The organism is Halomarinibacterium sedimenti (assembly GCF_019312585.1).
GTDB lineage: Bacteria > Bacteroidota > Bacteroidia > Flavobacteriales > Flavobacteriaceae > Halomarinibacterium > Halomarinibacterium sedimenti.
In genome coordinates this window covers 188361-210319 of the sequence record NZ_JAHWDP010000005.1, presented here as the reverse complement: position 1 = coordinate 210319, position 21959 = coordinate 188361, and the positions used below count along the sequence as shown (strand labels likewise).

Sequence of the window (21959 nt, the reverse complement as noted above, 5' to 3'; positions counted from 1 at the left end):
GTTTATAATAATTGAAGCCCAGTTTGTATTAAATGAGTAATTTTTGGTTTACGTGCTTGTAGGTCGTTTAAATGCTGTAAAACTTTCTCTGAAAATTCTGAATTTTTTCTTGAAATCAATTCATAAATTTCTAAAGAAAGTAACCAGTCCTCACGATACTTATTTTTTAAAATTTCAAAAATCCCTGAAAGTAATGCTTCATTTTGTGATTCACTTTCTCTAAAGTGTCTAACTTGGCTGTATAATTTATTAAGTACTTTTTCTTCCTCTGAAATTTGTATGCGAATGGTTTCGGTTTCACTGGCCTTATGAGTGACTAAATCAAACGAATGATAATCTGCGGGACCTGTAAATGCTGAAACAATATCTTCGCCAACGGCCATGTCAAAATCACCCATCTCTGGAGAAAATAGCACCTCATTTTTATATTTCACCCAGCAATTGGTAAACTGAATAAGCATCAGCTTTCCATTCAAATTACGCATTCCTGTTACATTTAAACCTTCCACGGTAATACCACTTTCAAACTCAAACGAAATAGGTTTCCCATCATAGAAATTATAGGCTTGTAAATCACGCGGTCCCATATTTTCGATAGTAAGATTTATTCCTTTCAATTTTCCCAAAGGGGATCTAAATCCATTTGTATGACGGTTCACCCCATGGCCGATCATTTCTTTTTCACGATAGGCAAGTGCTGTCTCCCCTTCAGTTTCAAAATAGACTACCTCATTATCGTCATTTTGAATCATTTTGGTAAATACGCCGCTTATTTGTAGTCCTGTACTCAATTCGATGGTGCCAATTTGCTTGGAGCCAATTAATTTTTTTAAACCTCGCCAGCCACCTTTTCGGACGGCCATGGTATTGGCAAACTCTTCCAAAACCTCTTGCAAATAGGCAAAATCTGGAGTTACATATAATTGAGGTTGTGGTTTAGTAATGTCAAAATCTTGATAGGCAGCATCAATAGAATAGGGGAGTTTTTTTACTTCTTCCTTCATGCACCATTCACTTTCACCAATGGAGGAAAGCAACCCTGCACCATAAATTTTCGGATTTTCTACAGTACCCACCATACCGTATTCCACCGTCCACCAGTGTAAGTTTCTAATCAATGAAATCTCACTGGGTTCAGTTTCTTTTTCTTGTAACTGTAGGACTTTGGCTTCGGCGGCATCAATTTTATCTTGTGGAGTGCCTTCTGCTTCTTTTAGAATAGAAAGTTCACGCACCGCTTCATACATTTCAATATCATGCGCACTAGAAATGGCTTTCGCTCCTATTTCTCCAAATCGGCGTAAATATTCGGCATAATCGGGACTCGCAATAATGGGAGCGTGACCAGCACCTTCATGAATAATATCGGGTGCAGGGGTGTATTCAATATTTTCTAACTGACGAATATCACTAGCAATCACTAAAATTTTATACGCCTGAAACTCCATAAAAGCATTGGGCGGAATAAATCCATCCACAGCCACAGCTGCCCATCCAATTTCTTTTAGGATACGGTTCATGCCATACATGGATGGAATTTCATTAATAGAAATTCCTGTCTTTTTCAAACCTTCTACATAACTTTCGTGAGCGACTTTACTTAAATAATCTACATTTTTCCGCATGACAAAACGCCACACGGCCTGATTTATGGGCGTATATTGCTCATAATTTTGTGGTTTGATGTACTGCTTTAAATGAGGGGGCAGCCTATCAATAAGTTCGTTGCTTTCGAATCCAGTTGTCATAAGGGTTCAAAAATAGAACTAAAAATGATTTTACTTTAATAATTACACAAGAAAGTCTCTCTTTGAAGGTAGATTTAGAGGGATGTTTTTTATAAATTGCAGTACCTATGAAAACAACTTCTCGTAAAGCTGAAATCATTGCCGAAGCTTCACAACTTTTCAAAGAAAAGGGCTACAGTGCTGTGACAGTAAGGGATATTGCTCAGGCAATGGGAATAAAAGCGGCGAGTTTGTACAATCATATTGAAGGAAAGCAGGAAATCCTTTCGGTGTTGATTTTAGATTTAGCCGAAGAATTTACTTCTGGAATGAAGAATATTCAAAAAATGGATAATTCGCCTTTGCAAAAAATTGAAAAGCTTATTGAATTGCATATCGATATTACAGTGAATCAATCTGAAGCTTTAGCAGCCCTTAATAATGATTGGATGCATATGGCAGAAAAAGATGTTACCCATTTTGTAACGATGCGGGAAAGGTATGAAGAGAATTTCCGTACTATTATCAAAGATGGCATTGCACAAGGGCAATTACAACCACGTCATCCAGAGGTTATTTTGTTTTCTATACTATCTACTCTCCGAACCTTGTATTTGTGGTATCAAAAACGGGGGAAACTAGATGTGAACTTACTAAAAAGGGATATGGTGGCAGTTTTAATTAGGGGAATCGTTTAGAAACTTTTAACTTGCAAATCAAACTAACAAACGTTAGTTTTGTTAACCCAATTTAAGAAAATGGCTGCATTTCATAAATTAAAATTATCTGAAGTTTATAAAGAAACGAAAGATACTACTGTGCTAGGTTTTGATATACCTGAAGAACTTCACGAGGAGTTTGCATTTCAGCAGGGTCAACACCTTACCCTCAAAGCGAATATAAATGGTGAGGATGTTCGTCGTTCATATAGCCTTTGCTCTAGTCCCATTGAGGGTATCTGGAGAGTTGCAGTTAAGCAGATTCCTGGAGGTGTTTTTTCTACCTTTGTGAATGAGTCCCTTAAAAAAGGGGATACGCTCGAAGTGATGGCACCTAGTGGTCAATTTGGAGTGAAGTCTCAACCCACCGCTACAAAGAACTATCTATTTTTTGCGGCAGGAAGCGGAATTACCCCCATTTTGTCCATGATAAAAACGCATTTAGCATTAGAGTCTAGCGCTACTTGTAAACTTTTTTATGTAAACCGAACCGCAAAAACTATTATCTTTAAGGAAGCGTTGGAACAACTTCGGAATCAATATTTTGGAAGATTAGAAATCTATTATTTCTTAACCAAAGAGCAACGGGATATAGCACTGTTTAATGGTCGTTTTGACGATGAAAAAATGAAAGTGTTAACCAAAACATTTATTGATATACCAGATACGAGTGAAGTGTTTTTGTGCGGTCCCGAAGACATGGTAAAGTATGTAAGTAATTATCTTGTGGAAGCTGGCTTGCCAAAAGAATTAATTCACTTTGAATTGTTTGTCACGGGACTTTCAGAAGAAGATATAAAAAGAGCCGAGCGTCTGGCGCAACAAAAGGTTGAAGGGGTAGAAGTAACTATAGTGGATGGTGGAAAAGAATTTCATTTCACTATGACCAATGATTATGACAACTTGTTAGATGCAGCTTTAGGTGCAGGTGCCGACTTGCCTTTTGCTTGTAAAGGAGGGGTGTGTAGTACGTGTAAATGTAAAGTGCTGGAAGGAAAAGTTGAAATGAAAGTGAATTATGCTCTTGAGGAAGATGAGCTACGGCAGGATTTAGTGCTGAGTTGTCAATCGGTGCCACTTTCTGAAAAAGTAAAAATAGATTTTGACGTCTAAAAAGTAGATTATGAGTGAAAAAGAAATAAAAAATCTCGAACAAATCTTTGAAGCACGTATAGAACGTGATGAAAAGATTGAACCAAAAGACTGGATGCCAGAGAAGTATCGGCAAACCCATATACGGCAGATTTCTCAACATGCGCATTCCGAAATTGTTGGAATGTTGCCAGAAGGAAACTGGATTACCCGAGCTCCTTCATTACGAAGAAAAGCAGCACTTTTAGCAAAAGTACAGGATGAAGCGGGTCACGGATTGTATCTATATTCGGCTTGTGAAACTTTAGGAGTTTCTCGTGAAGAATTATACGAACAATTACATTCTGGAAAGGCAAAATATTCCTCCATTTTTAATTATCCTACCATTACGTGGGCAGATATTGGAGCGATTGGATGGTTAGTGGATGGCGCTGCCATTATAAATCAGGTGCCACTTTGTAATACTTCCTTTGGACCCTATGCTAGAGCGATGGTGCGCGTGTGTAAAGAAGAAAGTTTTCACCAACGTCAAGGTTTTGAAATTATGTTAACTCTTTGCCGAGGCACCGAAGAACAAAAAGCGATGGCTCAGGATGCGTTAAATAGGTGGTGGTGGCCAAGTTTAATGATGTTAGGTCCTACTGATGCTGCCTCGGTTCATACTGAGCAATCTTTAAAATGGAAACTAAAGCGTAAAACCAATGACGAATTACGTCAGCAGTTTATAGATCAAACAGTTCCTCAAGCAGATATTTTAGGCATTACCGTTCCAGACCCCGATTTAAAGTGGAATGAAGAAACAGGACACTATGATTTTGGTGAAATTGATTGGGACGAATTTTGGCAAGTGGTAAAGGGACATGGTCCCTGTAATAAAGAAAGAATGAAGGCGCGAGTAGATGCCTGGGAAAATGGAGCGTGGGTGCGCGATGCAGCGATGGCATATGCCGAAAAACAACAAAGTAAAAAAGTGGCGAAAGCCAGTTAAAATTTATCCAATGAAAAAAAATTGGCCCCTTTGGGAAGTATTTGTACGAAGTAAAAACGGATTGGAACATCGTCATTTTGGAAGTCTTCATGCAGCTGATGCTGAAATGGCTCTAGAAAACGCACGAGATGTTTATACCCGTAGAAATGAAGGTGTAAGTATTTGGGTAGTGGAAAGTAAATACATTACTGCGTCAAACCCAGCAGATAATGGGGAACTTTTTGAGCCGGCAAAAGACAAGGTTTATCGTCACCCAACCTTTTATAATTTACCCGACGAAGTAAAGCATATGTAATGGAAAAAACCACGCTATATAATTACATACTTGGTATTGCAGATAACAATCTCATTTTGGGTCAGCGATTGGGGGAGCTTTGTGGTCACGGACCTAATTTGGAAACCGACATTGCTTTGACCAATATTGCGTTGGATTTATTTGGACAAACCCGAAGCTATTATCAATATGCTGCAAAGCTTTCAGCCATTTATAAAACTGAAGATGATGTGGCCTACTTACGAAAAGAACGTGAGTATAAAAATGTACTTTTGGTAGAGCAGCCCAATACACATTTTGGATTTGTGATTGCACGACAATATTTGTTTGATGTTTTTAATTATTTATTCGTTGAAAAACTTCAGCATAGCAAAGACGAAACACTTTCAGCCATCGCAAAAAAAGCCATTAAAGAAGTGAGTTATCACAAACGATTTTCTGGTGATTGGGTAAAGCGTCTTGGCGTTGGAACCGAAGAAAGTAATCAAAAAATGCAAGAAGCGATTGATGGCTTATGGCAATATACCAATGAGCTTTTTGAAATGACAGAGGTTGATGATTTATCGGTAAGAGGTGGTATAGGCGTCAATCTTTCAGAATTAAAAGAAACCTATTTCAAAGAAGTTGCAGAAGTATTGAAGGAAGCCACGCTCACCATTCCTGAAAATCCCTATTTTCAAAAAGGAGGAAAACAAGGTATTCATACCGAACATATGGGATATATTCTTGCAGATCTTCAATATATTCAACGTACCTATCCAAATATGACATGGTAATGACTTTAATTCAAGAACCCAAAATAGAATCACAGTTGAGGGATACCCTTCAAACAGTATCAGATCCCGAGATACCTGTGCTTTCAGTTTTGGATTTAGGAGTGATACGTGAAGCCATCGAGGAAGATGGTGTAGTAAAAATTAAATTAACACCTACCTATTCGGGCTGTCCAGCGATGGATGTGATTGGAGACGATTTACGAAAGGCCTTTACAGCAAAAGGAAAAATAGTAGAAGTTGATTTAGTACTTTCTCCTGCTTGGAGTACCGATTGGATAAGCGAAGAGGGTCTAAAAAAAATGGAAGCCTATGGAATTGCACGACCCCTTTCTGAAACCAAAGACAAAGATGCCTTATTGGGCAATCAAAAGTTGGTAAAGTGTCCCCAATGTGAAAGTACCCATACGCATTTGGTGAGTCAGTTTGGTTCCACAGCTTGTAAAGCATTATTTAAGTGTGACGACTGCCAAGAACCTTTTGATTATTTTAAATGTTTAAAATAGATTATGGAAAATTCAGTAGCGCTTTTAGGACTCCGTACTGTAGTTTATATGGTAGAAGAATTGGAAAAAGCCAAAGATTGGTACGCTAAGGCATTTAATGTAAACGCTTATTATGACTCACCTCATTATGTTGGTTTTAACGTCTGTGGATACGAATTAGGTTTGCATCCTACCGAAACATCAAAAGGTAAGGATACTGGAACAGTACTTCATTATTGGGGTGTTGAAAATGTAAAGGAATCTTATGCGATACTTTTAGAACTAGGAGCAAAGAAACACGAAGAACCCTTTGAGGTTGAGGGTGATTTAATGTTGGCTAGTGTTTATGACCCTTGGGATAATATCATCGGAATTATTTATAATCCTCATTTCAAATTACCTTAAAAAATATGAGTTCGATACAATCGAAAATAGAAAATAATGTGGCTTGGCTGCATCTCAATAGGCCTGAAGTGTTTAATAGCTTTAACAGAGAAATGGCGTTAAAGTTACAAGCTGAATTGGATGCTTGTAATGCAAACCCAGATGTAAGAGCTATTGTCATTATAGGAAATGGAAAAGCCTTTTGTGCAGGACAAGATTTGAAGGAGGTAACTTCCCCCGAACTAAACCCAGGCTTCAAAAAAATTCTGGAAGAGCATTACAATCCAATTGTATCTCGAATCCGAACCATAGAAAAACCAATTATAGCCGCAGTCAATGGCGTTGCTGCAGGTGCAGGAGCCAATATTGCACTAGCATGTGATGTGGTGATTGCTTCAGAATATGCAAGTTTTATTCAGGCATTTAGTAAAATTGGGCTAATTCCCGACAGTGGTGGTACCTTCTTTTTGCCACGACTGATTGGTTTTCAGAAAGCATCTGCAATAATGATGTTGGGTGATAAAGTTTCGGCAACAGAAGCGGAAAGATTAGGAATGGTGTATAAAGTGGTACCATCTGGAGGTTTTGAGGAAGAAGTGCATAAAGTAGCGACGACCCTTTCAAAAATGCCCACCAAAGCATTGGGAATGACCAAGAGATTGTTAAATAAATCTATGACAAATACTTTGGAAGACCAATTAGATATGGAAGGAAAGCTTCAAATTGAAGCCGCTCAAAGTGAAGATTATGCTGAAGGCGTTAATGCTTTTGTAGAAAAAAGAACACCTAATTTTAAAGGAAAATAATGATAAAACGAGTAGGAGTAATAGGAGCAGGGACAATGGGATCTGGGATAGCACAAGTGGCTTCAACGGCGAGTTGTATCGTTAAAATATTTGATTTAAATCAAGGTGCCTTAGATAAAGCAAAAACATCGCTTGAAAAAATATTGACTCGATTAGTAGAAAAAGGCAAAATAGATAGCATTGAAAAAAGTAGCATTCAAAATAACATCCGCTATGTCAATTCTTTAAAAGAATTGTCCGATTCTCAATTGGTGATTGAAGCCATAGTGGAAAATCTCGAAGTGAAGAAAAAAGTCTTTAAAGAATTGGAAGGTTACGTTTCTAGCGAATGCATTTTGGCAACCAATACCTCTTCGTTATCTGTAGCATCCATTGCTTCATCATTAGAATATTCAGAACGGTGTGTAGGAATTCATTTTTTTAATCCTGCACCTTTAATGAAATTGGTGGAGGTAATTCCGGCGATTCAAACATCAAATGAAGTTTTAAAAACCACTTCAGAAACTATTAAAAGTTGGAGAAAAACGGTGGCTATTGCCAAAGATACGCCTGGGTTTATCGTAAATCGTGTAGCTCGACCTTTTTACGGAGAGGCATTGCGTATTTATGAAGAAGGAATCGCTTCTTTTTCTGAAATTGATTCGGCTATGAAAGAGGTAGGGGGCTTCCGTATGGGACCTTTCGAATTAATGGATTTTATAGGAAATGATGTCAACTATACTGTTACGGAAAGTGTATTTACCGCCTTTTACTACGATCCACGTTACAAGCCTTCGTTTACACAAAAGCGATATGCGGAAGCAGGTTGGCTGGGAAGAAAATCTGGGAAAGGATATTATGAATACAAAGACGGCAAAGCTGTCATCCTGAATTCTAACGGAAAATCTCATGCAGACAGTACAAAGATATTTGAAAGAATTTTAGCCATGTTAATCAACGAAGCGGCAGATGCCTTGTTTTGGAAGATTGCTTCGGCTCAAGATATAGATTATGCTATGACCAAAGGGGTGAATTACCCAAAAGGACTATTGGCTTGGGCAGATGAAAAAGGAATCGATTGGTGCGTAGAGCAGATGGATAATTTATATGACATCTATCGTGAAGACCGCTATCGATGTTCACCCTTATTGCGGAAAATGAGTTCTGAAAATAAAACCTTTTTTTAAATGAAAGGCGAAAGAATTCCATATAAAATGCTTTCGCAAGATGCTTTTAGCCAATGGCTAGGAATCGAAATTTTGGAATGTGAATTGGGGCGATGTAAAGTAGGAATGACGATACGAAAAGAAATGCTGAATAGTATGAATAAAGCCCATGGGGGGATAAGCTATTCGTTAGCCGATACAGCTTTTGGATTTACAGCCAACACCCATGGAAAATATGCTGTTTCTATTGAAACATCTGTAAATCATATTGAAGCTCTAGAAGAAGGAGATTATTTAACGGCGGAAGCTACATTGAATTTACAAAAAACGAAGCTAGGCTTTAATATTGTTGAAGTAAAAAGAGGCGAAGAACTAGTTGCCTTATTTAAAGGCGTTGTTTACAGAACACAAAAAGATTGGGAAGAATAAAACTTATGAAAGAAGCATATATCATAGACGGAATACGAACACCCATTGGGAGTTATCAAGGAACCTTAAGTGCCGTTCGAACAGACGATTTAGCGGCCATTGTAATTGCTGAAGTGGTAAAACGAAATCCAAATATTCCCAAAGATGCCTTTGACGATGTCATTTTAGGCTGTGCTAATCAGGCAGGTGAAGACAATAGAAATGTGGCTCGTATGGCGCTGCTGCTGGCAGGGCTGCCATTCACCGTGCCCGGTGAAACAGTCAACAGACTGTGCAGCAGCGGACTCTCAGCGATCATTCATGCCAATCGTGCCATTAAAGCAGGAGATGGCGATGTGTTTATTGCTGGTGGGGTTGAAAATATGACACGCGGTCCCTATGTGATTGCGAAGCCCTCTTCGGCTTTTGGAACCGATGCCAAAATGTACGATTCCAGTTTTGGGTGGCGGTTTGTCAATCAAAAAATGCACGATTTATACGGAACAGATGGCATGGGAAATACTGCCGAAAATTTGGTTGAAAAGTATAACATCTCACGCCAAGATCAAGATGCGTTTGCGTATCATAGTCAGATGAAGGCGAGTAAGGCTAGGCAATCGGGACGTTTAGGACAGGAAATTGTTTCGGTAGAAATTCCGCAGCGTAAAAAAGATCCGATTATCTTTTCAGAAGATGAGTTTATAAAATCAAATACTTCCAAGGAAGTCTTAGCAAAATTGCGACCTGCCTTCAAAAAAGATGGGAGTGTTACGGCAGGAAATAGTTCAGGTTTAAACGACGGTGCGGCGGCGACCATTGTTGCTTCTTCAGCAGCAGTTTCAAAATACAATTTAAACCCTATCGCGCGCATTGTCAGCTCGGCTGTGGTTGGGGTAGAGCCCAGTATTATGGGAATTGGTCCCGTAGAGGCGAGCAATAAAGCCCTTGCTAAAGCAGGCCTAACGATGGACGATATGGACGTTATAGAGCTTAATGAGGCCTTTGCTTCTCAAGCACTAGCTTGTATTAGAGCATGGGATTTGCAAGATGATGACCCTCGAATTAACCCTAATGGCGGTTCCATTGCCATAGGACATCCATTGGGGGTAACCGGAGCGCGAATTGCGTATTCCGCAGCCTTAGAATTGCGAGATCAAAATAAAAAATATGCCTTAATTACTATGTGTGTAGGGGTGGGGCAAGGGTATGCGATGATTATTGAAAATGTAAATGGATAAGATGAAAATATTAGTAATAGGCGGTTCTGGAACCATTGGAAAGAAAGTAGTAAAATTTCTGAAGCAGAAGCACGAAGTTTTAATTGGTGGCAGGAATTCAGGGGATGTGAAAATTGATTTGGAGGATATTCATTCAATTGAAAAAGCTTTGAGTTCTATTTCTGAATTAGATGCTATTGTGAATATTTCGGGAGAAGCAAAATGGGATAAATTTGATAACCTAACAGAAGATGATTTCTACATAGGAATAAAAAGCAAGTTAATGGGTCAGGTTAATTTGGTTCGTATAGGAAATAAATTCCTTAATAAGGGAGGTTCCTTCACCTTGACAACAGGAATTTTAGCCGATGACCCTGTGGATATGACCACAAGCGCAGCTATGGTAAATGGTGCAATAAATAGTTTTGTTAAAGCCGTTGCTTTAGAGCTCGAAAATCATAGAATTAATGTAGTTTCAGCTGGATTGGTTGAAGATGCTTTTGAAAAATATAAAGATTATTTTCCTGGTCACGACCCTGTTCCGATGCAAAAAGTAATAAATGGGTATGTGAAAAGTATTGAAGGGAAAATAAATGGAGAAATTATTAAAGTGAATGCTTAATTATGAAAAAAGTACAACACTACATAAACGGAAAATGGATTGATGGTGAAGGTGCTGGAATTCCTATTTTGGATTCTGTAACGGGAGAACATTTTATCAATGTTACAGCCGATGGTTTAGATATTCCTTCCATCCTTCGATATGGAAGAGAAAAAGGAGAAATACTTCGTAAAATGACGTTTCAAGAGCGTGGCTTGATGCTTAAGAAACTAGCCATGTACCTTAACAAGCGTAAAGATGCTTTTTACGAATTGAGTTACCGTACCGGAGCCACAAAAATTGATAGTTGGATAGACATTGAAGGCGGTTTTGGAAATTTATTTGCCAATGCATCTCTTCGGAAACTGTTTCCTAATCAGTCGTATCACGTAGAAGGAGATCCAATCGATTTGTCTCGTGGCGGACGCTTTATGGCACATCATATTATGGTGCCTCGACGTGGGGTAGCTGTTCATATCAATGCTTATAATTTCCCCGTGTGGGGAATGTTGGAAAAATGCGCAGTCAACTGGATGGCTGGTATGCCAGCAGTAGTACTGCCTGCACCGCAAACGGCTTATTTAACAGAAGCGGTGGTAAAAGAAATTATTGCTTCAGGAATTTTACCTGAAGGTGCTTTGCAGCTCATTAGCGGAACAGCCAAAACAATTTTAGATACTGTACAGTCGCAAGATGTGGTAACTTTTACGGGTTCGGCCAGTACAGGAAGACTGTTGAAAAACCATCCTCAATTAATAGAAGAATCGGTGCCATTTACCATGGAAGCCGATAGTTTAAATGCTTCTATTTTAGGAGAAGATGCTATACCTGGAACTCCAGAATTCAATTTATTCATCAAAGAAGTCCGAAAAGAAATGACCGTAAAAGCAGGGCAAAAATGTACTGCCATACGACGTATCATCGTACCAGAAAAATTGGTGGAAGATGTGCAGATAGCTATCGGAATGGAATTAGATAAAGTAACTATTGGAGATCCACGATTACGTGAAGTGCGAATGGGTGCTTTGGTGGATAAAAAACAATGCGAATCGGTTAAAGAACAAATTCAGAAAATAGCCAGAACAGCGAATATCGTTTATGGAAATTTTGATGAAGTAGAAACCCTAGGAGCCGATGCTTCAAAAGGAGCATTCTTAAAGCCAATTTTACTAAGAGAGGATAACCCGCTTAAAAATGAAGCAGCACATATCACAGAAGCTTTCGGTCCGGTAAGTACTCTAATGCCTTATAAAAATTTAGAAGAAGCGATTCAACTATCCCATATGGGGAAAGGCTCTTTGGTTTCTTCTATTTGTACTTACGATGATAACATTGCAAAGGAATACACTATTAATGCGGCTTCGCATCACGGAAGAATTCTCATTTTAAATCGTGAAAATGCCCAACAAAGTACGGGTCACGGTTCTCCACTACCTACTTTAATACATGGAGGACCTGGTCGCGCTGGTGGTGGTGAAGAAATGGGTGGAATGCGTGGAATTAAGCATTATTTGCAACGCTGCGCTGTGCAAGGAACACCCACAACATTGACCGAAGTGACAGGTATTTATCAACCCAAAGGAGCGTATAAGGAAACCGAAAAACATCCATTTCAGTATCATTGGGAGGACATTCAACCTGGAATGTCATTACAAACGCACAAACGCACTATTACCGATGGCGACATCGTCAATTTTGCAAACTTAACGTGGGATCACTTTTATGCGCATACCGATATTACTTCCCTCGATGGAAGTATTTTCGAAAAACGCACTGCCCATGGTTATTTTATTTTAGCAGCAGCGGCAGGATTGTTTGTGTATCCTAATAAAGGACCCGTAGCCGCCAATTATGGATTGGAAGATTGTAGATTTCTTCGTCCATTATATCACAACGACACTATTTATGTGCGCTTAACCTGCAAACAAAAAATTGATCGAGAACAACGCGGTACCGAATTGCCTAGTGGCATTGTAAAATGGTATGGTGAAGTCTTTGATACGGATGACGAATTGGTTGCCATTGTAACTGTGTTGACAATGGTTCAGAAAAAGCAAACGGTTTTTGTTGAAATGACTTCCGAAAAAATAAACGAATGCTTATCTAAACTTAGCAAAGATTCGAAGCCACAATGGGGAAGTTTAACCCCCCAACACATGTTGGAACATTTGGAATATGCCTACCGAATTGCTTCGGGTGAGATTCAAGATTTTGAAATTGCTACTCCTGAAAAGATTTTGGAAAAAGTGCATTCCACTTTATATAATTATGATAAAATGCCGCGAGAATATGATTTTCCATTAAGAGAAAAATCAAAAATGTCTGAATTGAAGCATCCAGATTTAGAAACGGCAAAGCAAAAACTATTGGATGCCAGAGAGGAATATCTTCAGTATTTTAAAGATAACCCAGACGCTAAAACCAAAAATGTGGTCTTCGGAGAACTCAATAGATTTGAATGGTATTTAATGGAAAGAAAGCATTTAAATCATCATTTTGAACAATTTAAATTACTTTAAAAATGCCAACGCCTTACGTAAAACAACATACCCACGATGGGATTTCAACTATAGAATTTTATCACCCAGAGCACAACAGTTTACCAGGAGATTTGCTTGCTTCTTTGGTGGAAGCTATTAATCATGCAGGAGAAAATGATGAGGTAAAAGTGGTGATTTTAAAAAGTGGAGGCGACCGAACTTTTTGTGCTGGGGCCAGTTTTCAGGAGCTCATTAGCATCAATGATGCGGCCACTGGGAAAGTGTTTTTTAGCGGATTTGCCAATGTCATTAATGCGATGCGCAAGTGTCCCAAATTTATTATTGGACGCATTCAAGGAAAAACCGTTGGAGGCGGCGTGGGATTAGCTTCTGCCACCGATTTTTGTATGGCAACTAAATATGCTTCCATTAAGTTAAGTGAACTAAATGTTGGAATAGGTCCTTTTGTGGTTGGACCTGCTGTACAGCGCAAGTTAGGATTAAGCGGAATGTCTCAAATCGCCATTGATGCCAATACGTTTTATTCGGCGGATTGGGCTTTGCAAAAAGGACTATATAATCAAGTATTTGATACTACGCAAGATTTAGATGAAGCGGTTCAAAAATTTGCTGAAAATCTGTGTAACTATAATCCTGAAGCGATGGCCGAAATGAAAAGGACTTTTTGGGCAGGTACCGAAGACTGGGATACCTTATTGGCGGAAAGGGCTGCCATTTCTGGAAGATTAGTGCTTTCAGAATTTACCAAAGAAACGTTGAAACGCTTTAAATAATGATTTACTCCTTCAAAGGACATATTCCTGTTGTGCACGAATCGAGCTTTGTACACCCTTTGGCGGCAGTTACTGGTAATGTAATTATTGGTAAAAACTGTTACATTGGTCCTGGTGCTGCGATACGAGGTGATTGGGGCGAAATAATTCTGGAAGACGGGGTCAATGTTCAGGAAAATTGTACCATACATATGTTTCCTGGCAAAAGTATTGTATTAAAAGAAAGTGCTCACGTGGGTCACGGAGCAGTGATTCATGGAGCTAATCTAGGGCGAAATTGTTTGATAGGAATGAATAGTGTTATCATGGATGATGCAGTTATAGGGGATGAATGTATTGTGGGTGCCATGAGCTTTGTAAAAGCAGAAACTATTTTTGATGCGAGAAAGCTTATCGTAGGCAATCCTGCAAAAGCAATTAAAGAAGTTTCAGATGATATGATAGCTTGGAAAACCGCCGGAACAAAGTTGTATCAGCAGTTACCAAAAGATTGTTTCGAAACCTTAAAGGAAGTTGAGCCTTTACGCGAAATTCCGAAGTATAGACCAAAACAAGAAGATTTTTATAAAACATTACAAGAGATTAAAAGAAGCTAATGCCACACGTAGAATTTACCATGCCGCGATTGGGCGAAAGTATCACCGAAGCTGCCATTATAAAATGGTTTAAAAGCGTAGGTGACACTATTGAAGTTGATGAAATTCTTCTAGAAGTTGCAACCGATAAAGTTGATAGTGAGGTGCCTTCTACTATTTCTGGAACCATTGTCGAACTCTTATATAAACAAAATGAAGTGGTGGAAATTGGTGCTCCTATCGCCATTATTGATAGTGACGGAGCAATTCCAAAAAGCACCAAAGCTTCAAAAGAAACAAAGAAATCTACTAAAACAATTAAACAAGCCTCTACAAGCTTAAAACGTTCTGAATCCAAGCCAATTACAAAAGCATTTAAAGTAAATGAAAATGTATTCATTTCGCCATTGGTGGAGAGTATTGCCAAAGAACATCACATTAGTTATGAAGAATTAGCCCGTATTCCTGCTTCGGGAAATGATGGCAGACTCAGAAAAAGTGACGTGATGAATTACATTGCGGAAGGCAGACCTTTTAAATTTGCACAGCCTGTATCTGGAAATAATGGATTTAAAATCCCCGATTTAAAATTTGATAAAGGCACTGGAAAAGTGGTGGAAATGGATCGTATGCGTCAAATGATTGCAGATCATATGGTGTTCAGTAAGCATACGTCACCGCATGTGACGGCTTATGTTGAGGCCGATTTAACCGAAATGGTAAAATGGCGTAACAGTGTGAAAGCAGATTTTCAGAAAAAATATAACGAAAAGCTCACGTTCACGCCTTTGTTCATAGAATGTGTCGCTAAAGCCATTGAAGATTACCCCATGATTAATTCCTCGATGGAAGGAAAAAACATCATTGTAAAAGAGGATATTCATATAGGGATGGCAACAGCTCTACCATCGGGAAATTTAATAGTTCCGGTTGTGCGAAATGCCAATAAAAAACCCCTTCAAGAATTGGCTTCGGCCACCAATGAATTGGTCCAAAAAGGACGGGATGGAAAGTTAACGGCAGATGAAACTAAGGGAAGTACCTTTACCATTAGTAATGTGGGAACCTTCGGAAGTCTAATGGGTACACCCATTATCAATCAGCCTGAAGCCGCAATTTTGGCCACGGGAATCATTAAAAAACGAGCCGAGGTAATGGAAAAAGAGGAGGGCGATACTATTGAAATACGAAGTATGATGTATCTCTCGCTTTCATTCGATCACAGAATTGTGGATGGATATTTAGCTGGATCATTCTTACGCAGAATCGCAGATTATATGGAACAGTTTGATGCTAAGCGGAAAATATGATAATGGAAGAAAAAAGCACATTGAAAACGTCAAAAACTGATAAAGACATTTTAGTAAAAGGCTTTGCAAACCTTTGCACGGCAAAGGCCATGACTTTTTTATATGAAGAAAATTTTAAAGTCGTTTCCAAATATGTTCACGCTACTTCAAGAGGTCATGAGGTCATTCAGACTGCTTTGGGAATGCAGTTAAAGCCTCAAGATTATGCCTTTCCCTATTATCGTGATGATTCAATGTTATTGGCTATTGGGATGCAACCCTACGACTTAATGTTGCAGGTGTTAGCAAAGCGAGATGATCCGTTTTCTGGCGGAAGAACCTACTATTCGCACCCTAGTTTAAAGGATGAAGATAAACCGAAAATCCCGCATCAAAGTTCAGCAACAGGAATGCAAGCCATTCCAGCCACAGGTGTTGGTCTCGGTTTTTGGTATAAAGAAGCCGAAGGACTATGCGATTTAGACGAAAAACCCGTAGTGGTTTGTTCTTTAGGTGATGCTTCTGTTACCGAAGGAGAAATAGCCGAAGCCTTTCAAATGGCAGCTTTAAAACAATTGCCAGTTTTATATTTAGTACAAGATAATGGTTGGGATATTTCGGCAAATGCCGAAGAAACCCGAGCGCAAAATGCTTACGAATATGCGCAAGGCTTTCACGGTTTAGATGCCGTTTCTATTGACGGTACTGATTTTGAGGAAAGTTATCAAACCATTCAGAAGGTTATTGAAACCATTCGGAAAGAACGAAGACCGTTTTTGATACATGCCAAAGTTCCTTTGTTAAATCACCATACTTCTGGTGTGCGAATGGAATGGTATCGTGATGATTTGGAAGAAGCGCGTTCGCGAGATCCTTATCCCAAAATGCAGAAACTTTTGGAAGAATACGGATTTTCAAAGAAGGAAATTCAGGAAATAGAAAATGAATGTATCGCCAAAGTACGAGCTGATTTTGAGAAGGCGTTACAAGCCGAGGACCCAAAACCCGAAGACTTATTTACCCACGATTTTGCACCTACGCCCATCACTGATGAGGTAGGGGAGCGATCTCCTAAAGAGGCCGATAGGGTAGTGATGGTTGATTGTGCGTTGTTTGCTATTGAAGAGCTCATGGCAAAGCACAAAGAATGTTTACTGTACGGTCAGGATGTGGGTGGAAGACTAGGAGGGGTGTTTCGGGAAGCCGCAACATTGGCGCAAAAGTTTGGAGATAATCGAGTGTTTAATACACCTATTCAAGAAGCTTTTATTGTGGGCTCAACCGTGGGTATGAGTGCTGTGGGGTTAAGACCTATTGTTGAGGTTCAGTTTGCCGATTACATTTGGCCAGGACTCAACCAACTTTTTACAGAAGTTTCAAGAAGTTGCTACTTATCTAATGGCAAATGGCCTGTGTCTATGATTTTGCGAGTGCCCATTGGTGCGTATGGTAGTGGTGGGCCTTATCATTCATCTTCTGTGGAAAGTGTGGTGACCAACATTCGAGGATTAAAAATTGCATATCCAAGTAACGGAGCCGATTTAAAAGGCTTACTTAAAGCAGCCTACTACGACCCTAATCCCGTTGTGATATTTGAGCATAAAGGATTGTATTGGAGTAAAGTTCCCGGGACTAAAGGAGCAACATCGCTAGAACCCAGTGAAGATTATGTGTTACCTTTTGGTAAAGCGTGGGTGCTACAAGAAATTTGGAAACAGGAGGAAGAAGAGACACTTTCTATTATTACGTATGGTATGGGTGTTCATTGGGCGATGAATGCTTCGGAAGAGTTAGGAATGCAAGATAGAATAGAAATTGTAGACCTACGTACATTGCATCCTCTGGACTACGAGACCATTTTCAAAAGTGTAAAGAAATGTGGAAAATGTTTAATCGTCACCGAAGAACCTTCCGAGAATAGTTTTTCCAGAGCACTTCAAGGTAGAATTCAGGAAGAATGTTTTCAGCAGTTGGATGGTCCTGTAATGATTATTGGTAGTGAAAATATGCCTGCCATTCCTTTAAATATGGTTTTGGAACAAACCATGATTCCTTCAGTGGAGAAAGTGAAAGCTAAGATTTTGAAAATTATTGAATACTAAAAAAGGCGCTTTTAAGCGCCTTTTTAATTACAGTAAAGTAATCACTTATTAAACTTTAATTAACTTTATTGTTTTGGAAGAATTACCTGAGGTTACTCTTGCCATATATGTACCCACAATTAATGAAGATACATCTATGTTCATTTTATTAGAGGTGCCTTCAAGGATTAAAACTTGTTGCCCTAAAATGTTAAATATTTCAATTTGATTTATCATATCTGAAGCTTCAATGGTAAGTTGAGAAGCAACAGGGTTTGGATAGGCTTCTAGTTTTTCTAAAATAGTATCTGTTACGCCTAAAGTAGGATCGAAAATAAATAGGTCAAATTCTGCATTTTCTGGCATTGCAGATAAATCTTCTGTGTAAATAGACCAATTAGATCCAGTATACCACACACCCATGGTATTATCAACAATTACATTGGAAGTATTCCCAGATGTCCCCCAATTATGGGTAAAAGTAAATCTAGCATTAGGATCTCCATTTAATAAGGGATGATCTATAACAGTATAATTTCCTGAAATATTTCCCGCGGTTGCTTGATGCTTTGCTGAAACACCTAAACCACCACCAATTCCAACAAAAAATGCACTATCTAAGGGGATATCCGCACCACCTTCTGTGTAAATATTCCAGCGGCCATCAATATCATCATACCAAACCCCATAATTATGGTCATTTCTTTGACTGTTAGGGTTGTAATATGTTGTTAAAATGATATTCGCATTTGGGTTGTTGTTGAGGTCTGGATGGTTTAAAACAGAATATGATGCGAATGTACCCTGATTTGCCAAATCCGCAATATGTAAAAACACCTCGGGACCTTGAGCAATATAAACATTATAAGCGCTGTCTTCTACCATATTAGTGCCGCTTTCATTATAGACTCCCCATTTAGAGTCTCCAGCACTATAATAAACTCCAGTTGTATGATTATTGTAAATTCCACCACCACCGGGGGGATTCCAATTATGGCTTACTAATAATTTAGCATTGGGATTTCCATTTAAATCTGGATGGTCTATAAGGCTCAAATCTACAGTGATAGTCCCTGCAGTAGCTGTGTGTACAAACATGGCATCTTGTGCAACACACACTGAAAGACTTAAAGTCAAGAAAAAAGTAAAAATTAATTTCATAATATATATTTTTGATTAATAATACAAATATAATTTTAAACTACTGATAATCAGTAAGTTTAAACCCCTGTTTTTTAAGGGGTGTTTACCTGAATTTTTTACAGGCAAATTATCTTGGTATAAAATTATATATGAAAATAGTGGGTAAGTATTACTATTGTAACAATCTTTAAAAGAAATGTAACATCTTAATAATTGTTTAAGGAATTCCTATCAATTCATTAAAAACCCTCAAATTTTTTGAGGGTTTTTAATTATTTTTTCAGACCTGGCGGATATTTAGCTAAAATTTCCCGAACAATTTCCCGAATCCGTTCTTCTTTTTTGTCAAGATTAGAGCCAGTATAAAGCCTTGCACTTCCAACCCCTTGCCATACAAGCTCATTGGTTTTTGCATCTATTAAGTCTATGTATAATTGTCCTTCGGTTGTTCTTGAAACAGTATTGCCCCAATAGCCACCATACCACCATGGGTTCCAACCCCATCCCCATCCAAAGTTGTTGTTGTAAACATCCACTCGTTCTTGCTCTTTGGTAAAAATGCTCACAAGAATAGTTGGACTTTCAGATTTTTGAATTCCCTTAGCAGATAGTTCTGCGTCAATGGCACGAAGGATTCTTTTTTTGTCTAAATCACTAATTTTTGCTTTGTCGATGCCGGGCTTATAAAAAGCAAAGGAAGTGTAACTACCAAAATTGGCATTTCGGTCATAATCCGTTGCAACTCGAACCGAGGTGCAGGATGTTGCTACTATAAGAAGTGCAAGTAGGGGTAAAAACTTTAATTTTTTCATAGCATAAAAGTTTATTGAAACAATTTTTCATCAACAAAATTAGGAAGCGTAACCTTTAAAGATGGTTCTTGTTGCATCGCTCTTTTAATGGCAAAAATGGCTTCCTCATTTCTAGCCCAACTTCGACGTGCAATTCCGTTATTTACATCCCAGAAAAGCATGGATTCTAAACGAGATTGAGCTTCTTTAGTACCATCAAGAACCATACCGAATCCGCCATTAATAACCTCTCCCCATCCTACGCCACCACCATTATGAATGCTCACCCAAGTGGCCCCTCTAAAGCTATCACCAATAACATTGTGTATTGCCATATCTGAAGTAAAGCGACTGCCATCATAAATATTAGAAGTTTCTCGATAAGGTGAATCGGTCCCAGATACATCGTGATGATCGCGACCTAAAACAACCAGTCCTATTTTTCCTTCGGCGATGGCTGCATTAAAAGCCGAAGCAATTTCTATCCTTCCGTTACTATCTGCATATAAAATTCGGGCTTGTGACCCTACCACTAATTTATTTTCTTGAGCCCCTTTAATCCATTGAATATTGTCCTCCATTTGTTGTTGAATTTCGGAGGGAGCTTCTTCCATTAAACGTTCTAATACTTTCGTAGCAATTTCATCTGTTTTTGCTAAATCTTCAGGGTTTCCTGAAGCACAAACCCAACGAAAAGGTCCAAAACCATAATCGAAACACATAGGTCCCATGATGTCCTGTACGTAGCTAGGGTATTTAAATTCTCGCTTTGCATTTTTATCTTCCGAAAGTACATCTGCTCCTGCACGAGAAGCTTCCAATAAAAATGCATTACCGTAATCAAAAAAATAAGTCCCTTTTGCCGCGTGTTTATTAATAGCATTGGCCTGACGACGCAAGCTTTCCTGTACTTTTTCTTTAAATAAAGCAGGGTTATTTGCCATCATATCGTTGGCATCTTCATAAGACATGCCAACAGGATAATACCCGCCAGCCCAAGGATTATGTAGGGATGTTTGGTCACTTCCTAGATCAATAAGAATATTTTCTTTATCAAAATGCTCCCACACATCTACTACATTTCCATCGTAGGCAATAGAAACCGCTTCTTTGTTTGAAAGTGCTTCTCTTACTCGAGATGCTAATTTGTTTACATCTGAAATTACTTCGTCTACCCATCCTTGACTATGCCTCGTGTACGTAGCTTTTTTATTGACTTCTGCACATACAGTAACACAGCCAGCAATATTCCCAGCTTTGGGCTGTGCGCCACTCATTCCGCCTAATCCTGAAGTAACAAATAGTCCACCTTTGGGCGATTTTTTAATTTTTCTGAAACCATTTAGCACAGTAATAGTTGTACCGTGAACAATTCCTTGCGGACCAATATACATATAGCTTCCTGCGGTCATTTGCCCGTATTGTGTTACCCCCAAAGCGTTGAATTTTTCCCAATCGTCGGGTTGTGAATAGTTAGGGATCATCATTCCGTTGGTTACCACCACTCTTGGGGCATTCTTATGTGAAGGGAATAAACCTAATGGGTGGCCACTGTACATAACCAATGTTTGTTCGTCGGTCATTTCAGCCAGGTATTGCATAACCAATCGATATTGTGCCCAATTCTGAAACACGGCTCCATTACCACCGTAGGTAATTAATTCTTGTGGATGCTGGGCTACGGCGTGATCCAAATTATTTTGAATCATTAACATAATGGCTTTTGCTTGCTCACATTTTCCAGGGTATTCTGAAATTGGGCGTGCAATAATTTTATGCTCTGGTATAAAACGATACATGTAAATTCTTCCGTAGGTGTCTAACTCTTCTTTAAATTCTGGTAGGAGGGTAGTGTGGTGTTTTGGGTCAAAGTACCGAAGCGCATTTTGAAGCGCTAATTTTTTTTCAGCATCATTTAAAATCTCTTTCCTTTTAGGCGCGTGGTTAATGCTAGTATCGTACGGCTTTGGATTGGGTAGTATAGTAGGAATTCCTTGTTGTATTTCTTCTTTAAATGTCATTTTTTAATTTTTTATTAAACCCGTAGGGACAATGACGGCAATTGCTTTCGCAACAATAGCCTCTTTTTAAATGATATTGTTCTGTAAAACATTTATAGCCTTCGGGCGTGAGGTAATAATCTCCGTCTTCCAATTCTATTTTTTTCTTTGGGAAAAGCATGTTACA

22 protein-coding genes are annotated in these 21959 nt (G+C 38.8%); 17 read left to right on the top strand and 5 right to left on the bottom strand.

Going from position 1 to position 21959, the window contains the following annotated elements; all coding sequences use genetic code 11:
* Positions 1 to 2: 2 nt before the first annotated feature.
* Positions 3 to 1748: an aromatic amino acid hydroxylase gene (locus KXJ69_RS12105; protein WP_219053379.1), complete on the bottom strand. Its 1746-nt coding sequence runs from the start codon at positions 1746 to 1748 to the stop codon at positions 3 to 5.
* 107 nt (positions 1749 to 1855) lie between these two features.
* On the opposite strand from KXJ69_RS12105, the gene KXJ69_RS12100 reads away from it, so the two are divergent.
* From KXJ69_RS12100 to KXJ69_RS12020, 17 genes are read left to right on the top strand one after another with little or no spacing between them, the layout of a single operon-like run.
* Positions 1856 to 2425, top strand: coding sequence for a TetR/AcrR family transcriptional regulator (locus KXJ69_RS12100; protein ID WP_219053378.1), 570 nt, complete (start codon positions 1856 to 1858; stop codon positions 2423 to 2425).
* 60 nt (positions 2426 to 2485) lie between these two features.
* The gene (gene paaE, locus KXJ69_RS12095) at positions 2486 to 3559 is read left to right on the top strand and encodes a 1,2-phenylacetyl-CoA epoxidase subunit PaaE (RefSeq protein WP_219053377.1); all 1074 of its coding nucleotides are present in this window, start codon (positions 2486 to 2488) and stop codon (positions 3557 to 3559) included.
* Positions 3560 to 3569: 10 nt separating this feature from the next.
* A complete protein-coding gene (gene paaA / locus KXJ69_RS12090; protein WP_219053376.1) occupies positions 3570 to 4526 on the top strand; it encodes a 1,2-phenylacetyl-CoA epoxidase subunit PaaA in 957 nt (318 codons plus the stop codon).
* Between the two features lie 10 nt (positions 4527 to 4536).
* Complete coding sequence (gene paaB, locus KXJ69_RS12085; protein ID WP_219053375.1) at positions 4537 to 4821, top strand: 1,2-phenylacetyl-CoA epoxidase subunit PaaB; 285 nt, start codon at positions 4537 to 4539, stop codon at positions 4819 to 4821.
* Positions 4821 to 5576: a 1,2-phenylacetyl-CoA epoxidase subunit PaaC gene (gene paaC / locus KXJ69_RS12080; RefSeq protein WP_219053374.1), complete on the top strand. Its 756-nt coding sequence runs from the start codon at positions 4821 to 4823 to the stop codon at positions 5574 to 5576. Before paaB ends, paaC begins: the two co-directional genes overlap by 1 nt.
* Positions 5576 to 6079, top strand: a complete 504-nt coding sequence (paaD, locus tag KXJ69_RS12075; protein WP_219053373.1) for a 1,2-phenylacetyl-CoA epoxidase subunit PaaD — start codon at positions 5576 to 5578, stop codon at positions 6077 to 6079. The genes paaC and paaD overlap by 1 nt, the downstream gene beginning before the upstream one ends.
* Positions 6080 to 6082: 3 nt before the next feature.
* Entirely contained in the window at positions 6083 to 6463 is a 381-nt protein-coding gene (locus KXJ69_RS12070; RefSeq protein WP_219053372.1) for a VOC family protein, read from the top strand.
* Positions 6464 to 6468: 5 nt separating this feature from the next.
* Positions 6469 to 7248: an enoyl-CoA hydratase-related protein gene (locus KXJ69_RS12065; RefSeq protein ID WP_219053371.1), complete on the top strand. Its 780-nt coding sequence runs from the start codon at positions 6469 to 6471 to the stop codon at positions 7246 to 7248.
* The gene (locus KXJ69_RS12060; RefSeq protein WP_219053370.1) at positions 7248 to 8414 is read left to right on the top strand and encodes a 3-hydroxyacyl-CoA dehydrogenase NAD-binding domain-containing protein; all 1167 of its coding nucleotides are present in this window, start codon (positions 7248 to 7250) and stop codon (positions 8412 to 8414) included. The genes KXJ69_RS12065 and KXJ69_RS12060 overlap by 1 nt, the downstream gene beginning before the upstream one ends.
* Entirely contained in the window at positions 8415 to 8822 is a 408-nt protein-coding gene (locus tag KXJ69_RS12055; RefSeq protein ID WP_219053369.1) for a PaaI family thioesterase, read from the top strand.
* Between the two features lie 5 nt (positions 8823 to 8827).
* A complete protein-coding gene (locus KXJ69_RS12050) occupies positions 8828 to 10039 on the top strand; it encodes a 3-oxoadipyl-CoA thiolase (RefSeq protein ID WP_219053368.1) in 1212 nt (403 codons plus the stop codon).
* A gap of 1 nt (position 10040) precedes the next feature.
* Positions 10041 to 10640 (top strand): short chain dehydrogenase, encoded by a 600-nt coding sequence (locus KXJ69_RS12045; protein WP_219053367.1) that lies wholly within the window; start codon positions 10041 to 10043, stop codon positions 10638 to 10640.
* 2 nt (positions 10641 to 10642) lie between these two features.
* The gene (gene paaZ, locus KXJ69_RS12040; RefSeq protein WP_219053366.1) at positions 10643 to 13138 is read left to right on the top strand and encodes a phenylacetic acid degradation bifunctional protein PaaZ; all 2496 of its coding nucleotides are present in this window, start codon (positions 10643 to 10645) and stop codon (positions 13136 to 13138) included.
* Positions 13139 to 13140: 2 nt separating this feature from the next.
* Entirely contained in the window at positions 13141 to 13893 is a 753-nt protein-coding gene (locus KXJ69_RS12035; protein ID WP_219053365.1) for an enoyl-CoA hydratase/isomerase family protein, read from the top strand.
* Positions 13893 to 14489: an acyltransferase gene (locus tag KXJ69_RS12030; protein WP_219053364.1), complete on the top strand. Its 597-nt coding sequence runs from the start codon at positions 13893 to 13895 to the stop codon at positions 14487 to 14489. Before KXJ69_RS12035 ends, KXJ69_RS12030 begins: the two co-directional genes overlap by 1 nt.
* Complete coding sequence (locus KXJ69_RS12025) at positions 14489 to 15778, top strand: dihydrolipoamide acetyltransferase family protein (protein WP_219053363.1); 1290 nt, start codon at positions 14489 to 14491, stop codon at positions 15776 to 15778. The genes KXJ69_RS12030 and KXJ69_RS12025 overlap by 1 nt, the downstream gene beginning before the upstream one ends.
* 2 nt (positions 15779 to 15780) lie before the next feature.
* Positions 15781 to 17859, top strand: coding sequence for an alpha-ketoacid dehydrogenase subunit alpha/beta (locus KXJ69_RS12020; protein ID WP_219053362.1), 2079 nt, complete (start codon positions 15781 to 15783; stop codon positions 17857 to 17859).
* A 48-nt stretch (positions 17860 to 17907) separates the two neighbouring features.
* Here KXJ69_RS12020 and KXJ69_RS12015 read toward each other — a convergent pair whose 3' ends face one another.
* The 4 genes from KXJ69_RS12015 to KXJ69_RS12000 all read right to left on the bottom strand — a co-directional run bounded on the left by KXJ69_RS12015 (position 17908) and on the right by KXJ69_RS12000 (position 21953).
* Positions 17908 to 18999: a T9SS type A sorting domain-containing protein gene (locus KXJ69_RS12015; RefSeq protein WP_219053361.1), complete on the bottom strand. Its 1092-nt coding sequence runs from the start codon at positions 18997 to 18999 to the stop codon at positions 17908 to 17910.
* A 254-nt stretch (positions 19000 to 19253) separates the two neighbouring features.
* On the bottom strand, positions 19254 to 19793 hold the full coding sequence (locus KXJ69_RS12010) for a DUF4136 domain-containing protein (RefSeq protein ID WP_219053360.1): 540 nt from the start codon (positions 19791 to 19793) through the stop codon (positions 19254 to 19256).
* A gap of 11 nt (positions 19794 to 19804) precedes the next feature.
* Positions 19805 to 21793 carry a urocanate hydratase gene (gene hutU / locus KXJ69_RS12005; RefSeq protein WP_219053359.1) on the bottom strand — a complete coding sequence of 663 codons (1989 nt, stop codon included), beginning with the start codon at positions 21791 to 21793 and terminating at the stop codon, positions 19805 to 19807.
* A complete protein-coding gene (locus KXJ69_RS12000; protein ID WP_219053358.1) occupies positions 21783 to 21953 on the bottom strand; it encodes a C1orf53 family protein in 171 nt (56 codons plus the stop codon). The genes hutU and KXJ69_RS12000 overlap by 11 nt, the downstream gene beginning before the upstream one ends.
* Between the last annotated feature and the right edge of the window lie 6 nt (positions 21954 to 21959).

Excerpts from the sequence above, each read along its gene's own strand:
- paaC (WP_219053374.1), top strand. The coding sequence starts at position 4,821 with ATGGAAAAAACCACGCTATATAATTACATACTTGGTATTGCAGATAAC.
- KXJ69_RS12010 (WP_219053360.1), bottom strand. The coding sequence starts at position 19,793 with ATGAAAAAATTAAAGTTTTTACCCCTACTTGCACTTCTTATAGTAGCA.
- KXJ69_RS12025 (WP_219053363.1), top strand. The coding sequence starts at position 14,489 with ATGCCACACGTAGAATTTACCATGCCGCGATTGGGCGAAAGTATCACC.
- hutU (WP_219053359.1), bottom strand. The coding sequence starts at position 21,793 with ATGACATTTAAAGAAGAAATACAACAAGGAATTCCTACTATACTACCC.
- KXJ69_RS12045 (WP_219053367.1), top strand. The coding sequence starts at position 10,041 with ATGAAAATATTAGTAATAGGCGGTTCTGGAACCATTGGAAAGAAAGTA.
- KXJ69_RS12105 (WP_219053379.1), bottom strand. The coding sequence starts at position 1,748 with ATGACAACTGGATTCGAAAGCAACGAACTTATTGATAGGCTGCCCCCT.
- KXJ69_RS12100 (WP_219053378.1), top strand. The coding sequence starts at position 1,856 with ATGAAAACAACTTCTCGTAAAGCTGAAATCATTGCCGAAGCTTCACAA.
- KXJ69_RS12060 (WP_219053370.1), top strand. The coding sequence starts at position 7,248 with ATGATAAAACGAGTAGGAGTAATAGGAGCAGGGACAATGGGATCTGGG.
- KXJ69_RS12055 (WP_219053369.1), top strand. The coding sequence starts at position 8,415 with ATGAAAGGCGAAAGAATTCCATATAAAATGCTTTCGCAAGATGCTTTT.
- KXJ69_RS12035 (WP_219053365.1), top strand. The coding sequence starts at position 13,141 with ATGCCAACGCCTTACGTAAAACAACATACCCACGATGGGATTTCAACT.
- KXJ69_RS12030 (WP_219053364.1), top strand. The coding sequence starts at position 13,893 with ATGATTTACTCCTTCAAAGGACATATTCCTGTTGTGCACGAATCGAGC.
- KXJ69_RS12050 (WP_219053368.1), top strand. The coding sequence starts at position 8,828 with ATGAAAGAAGCATATATCATAGACGGAATACGAACACCCATTGGGAGT.
- paaB (WP_219053375.1), top strand. The coding sequence starts at position 4,537 with ATGAAAAAAAATTGGCCCCTTTGGGAAGTATTTGTACGAAGTAAAAAC.
- paaD (WP_219053373.1), top strand. The coding sequence starts at position 5,576 with ATGACTTTAATTCAAGAACCCAAAATAGAATCACAGTTGAGGGATACC.
- paaZ (WP_219053366.1), top strand. The coding sequence starts at position 10,643 with ATGAAAAAAGTACAACACTACATAAACGGAAAATGGATTGATGGTGAA.
- KXJ69_RS12020 (WP_219053362.1), top strand. The coding sequence starts at position 15,781 with ATGGAAGAAAAAAGCACATTGAAAACGTCAAAAACTGATAAAGACATT.
- KXJ69_RS12070 (WP_219053372.1), top strand. The coding sequence starts at position 6,083 with ATGGAAAATTCAGTAGCGCTTTTAGGACTCCGTACTGTAGTTTATATG.
- paaA (WP_219053376.1), top strand. The coding sequence starts at position 3,570 with ATGAGTGAAAAAGAAATAAAAAATCTCGAACAAATCTTTGAAGCACGT.
- paaE (WP_219053377.1), top strand. The coding sequence starts at position 2,486 with ATGGCTGCATTTCATAAATTAAAATTATCTGAAGTTTATAAAGAAACG.
- KXJ69_RS12000 (WP_219053358.1), bottom strand. The coding sequence starts at position 21,953 with ATGCTTTTCCCAAAGAAAAAAATAGAATTGGAAGACGGAGATTATTAC.
- KXJ69_RS12015 (WP_219053361.1), bottom strand. The coding sequence starts at position 18,999 with ATGAAATTAATTTTTACTTTTTTCTTGACTTTAAGTCTTTCAGTGTGT.
- KXJ69_RS12065 (WP_219053371.1), top strand. The coding sequence starts at position 6,469 with ATGAGTTCGATACAATCGAAAATAGAAAATAATGTGGCTTGGCTGCAT.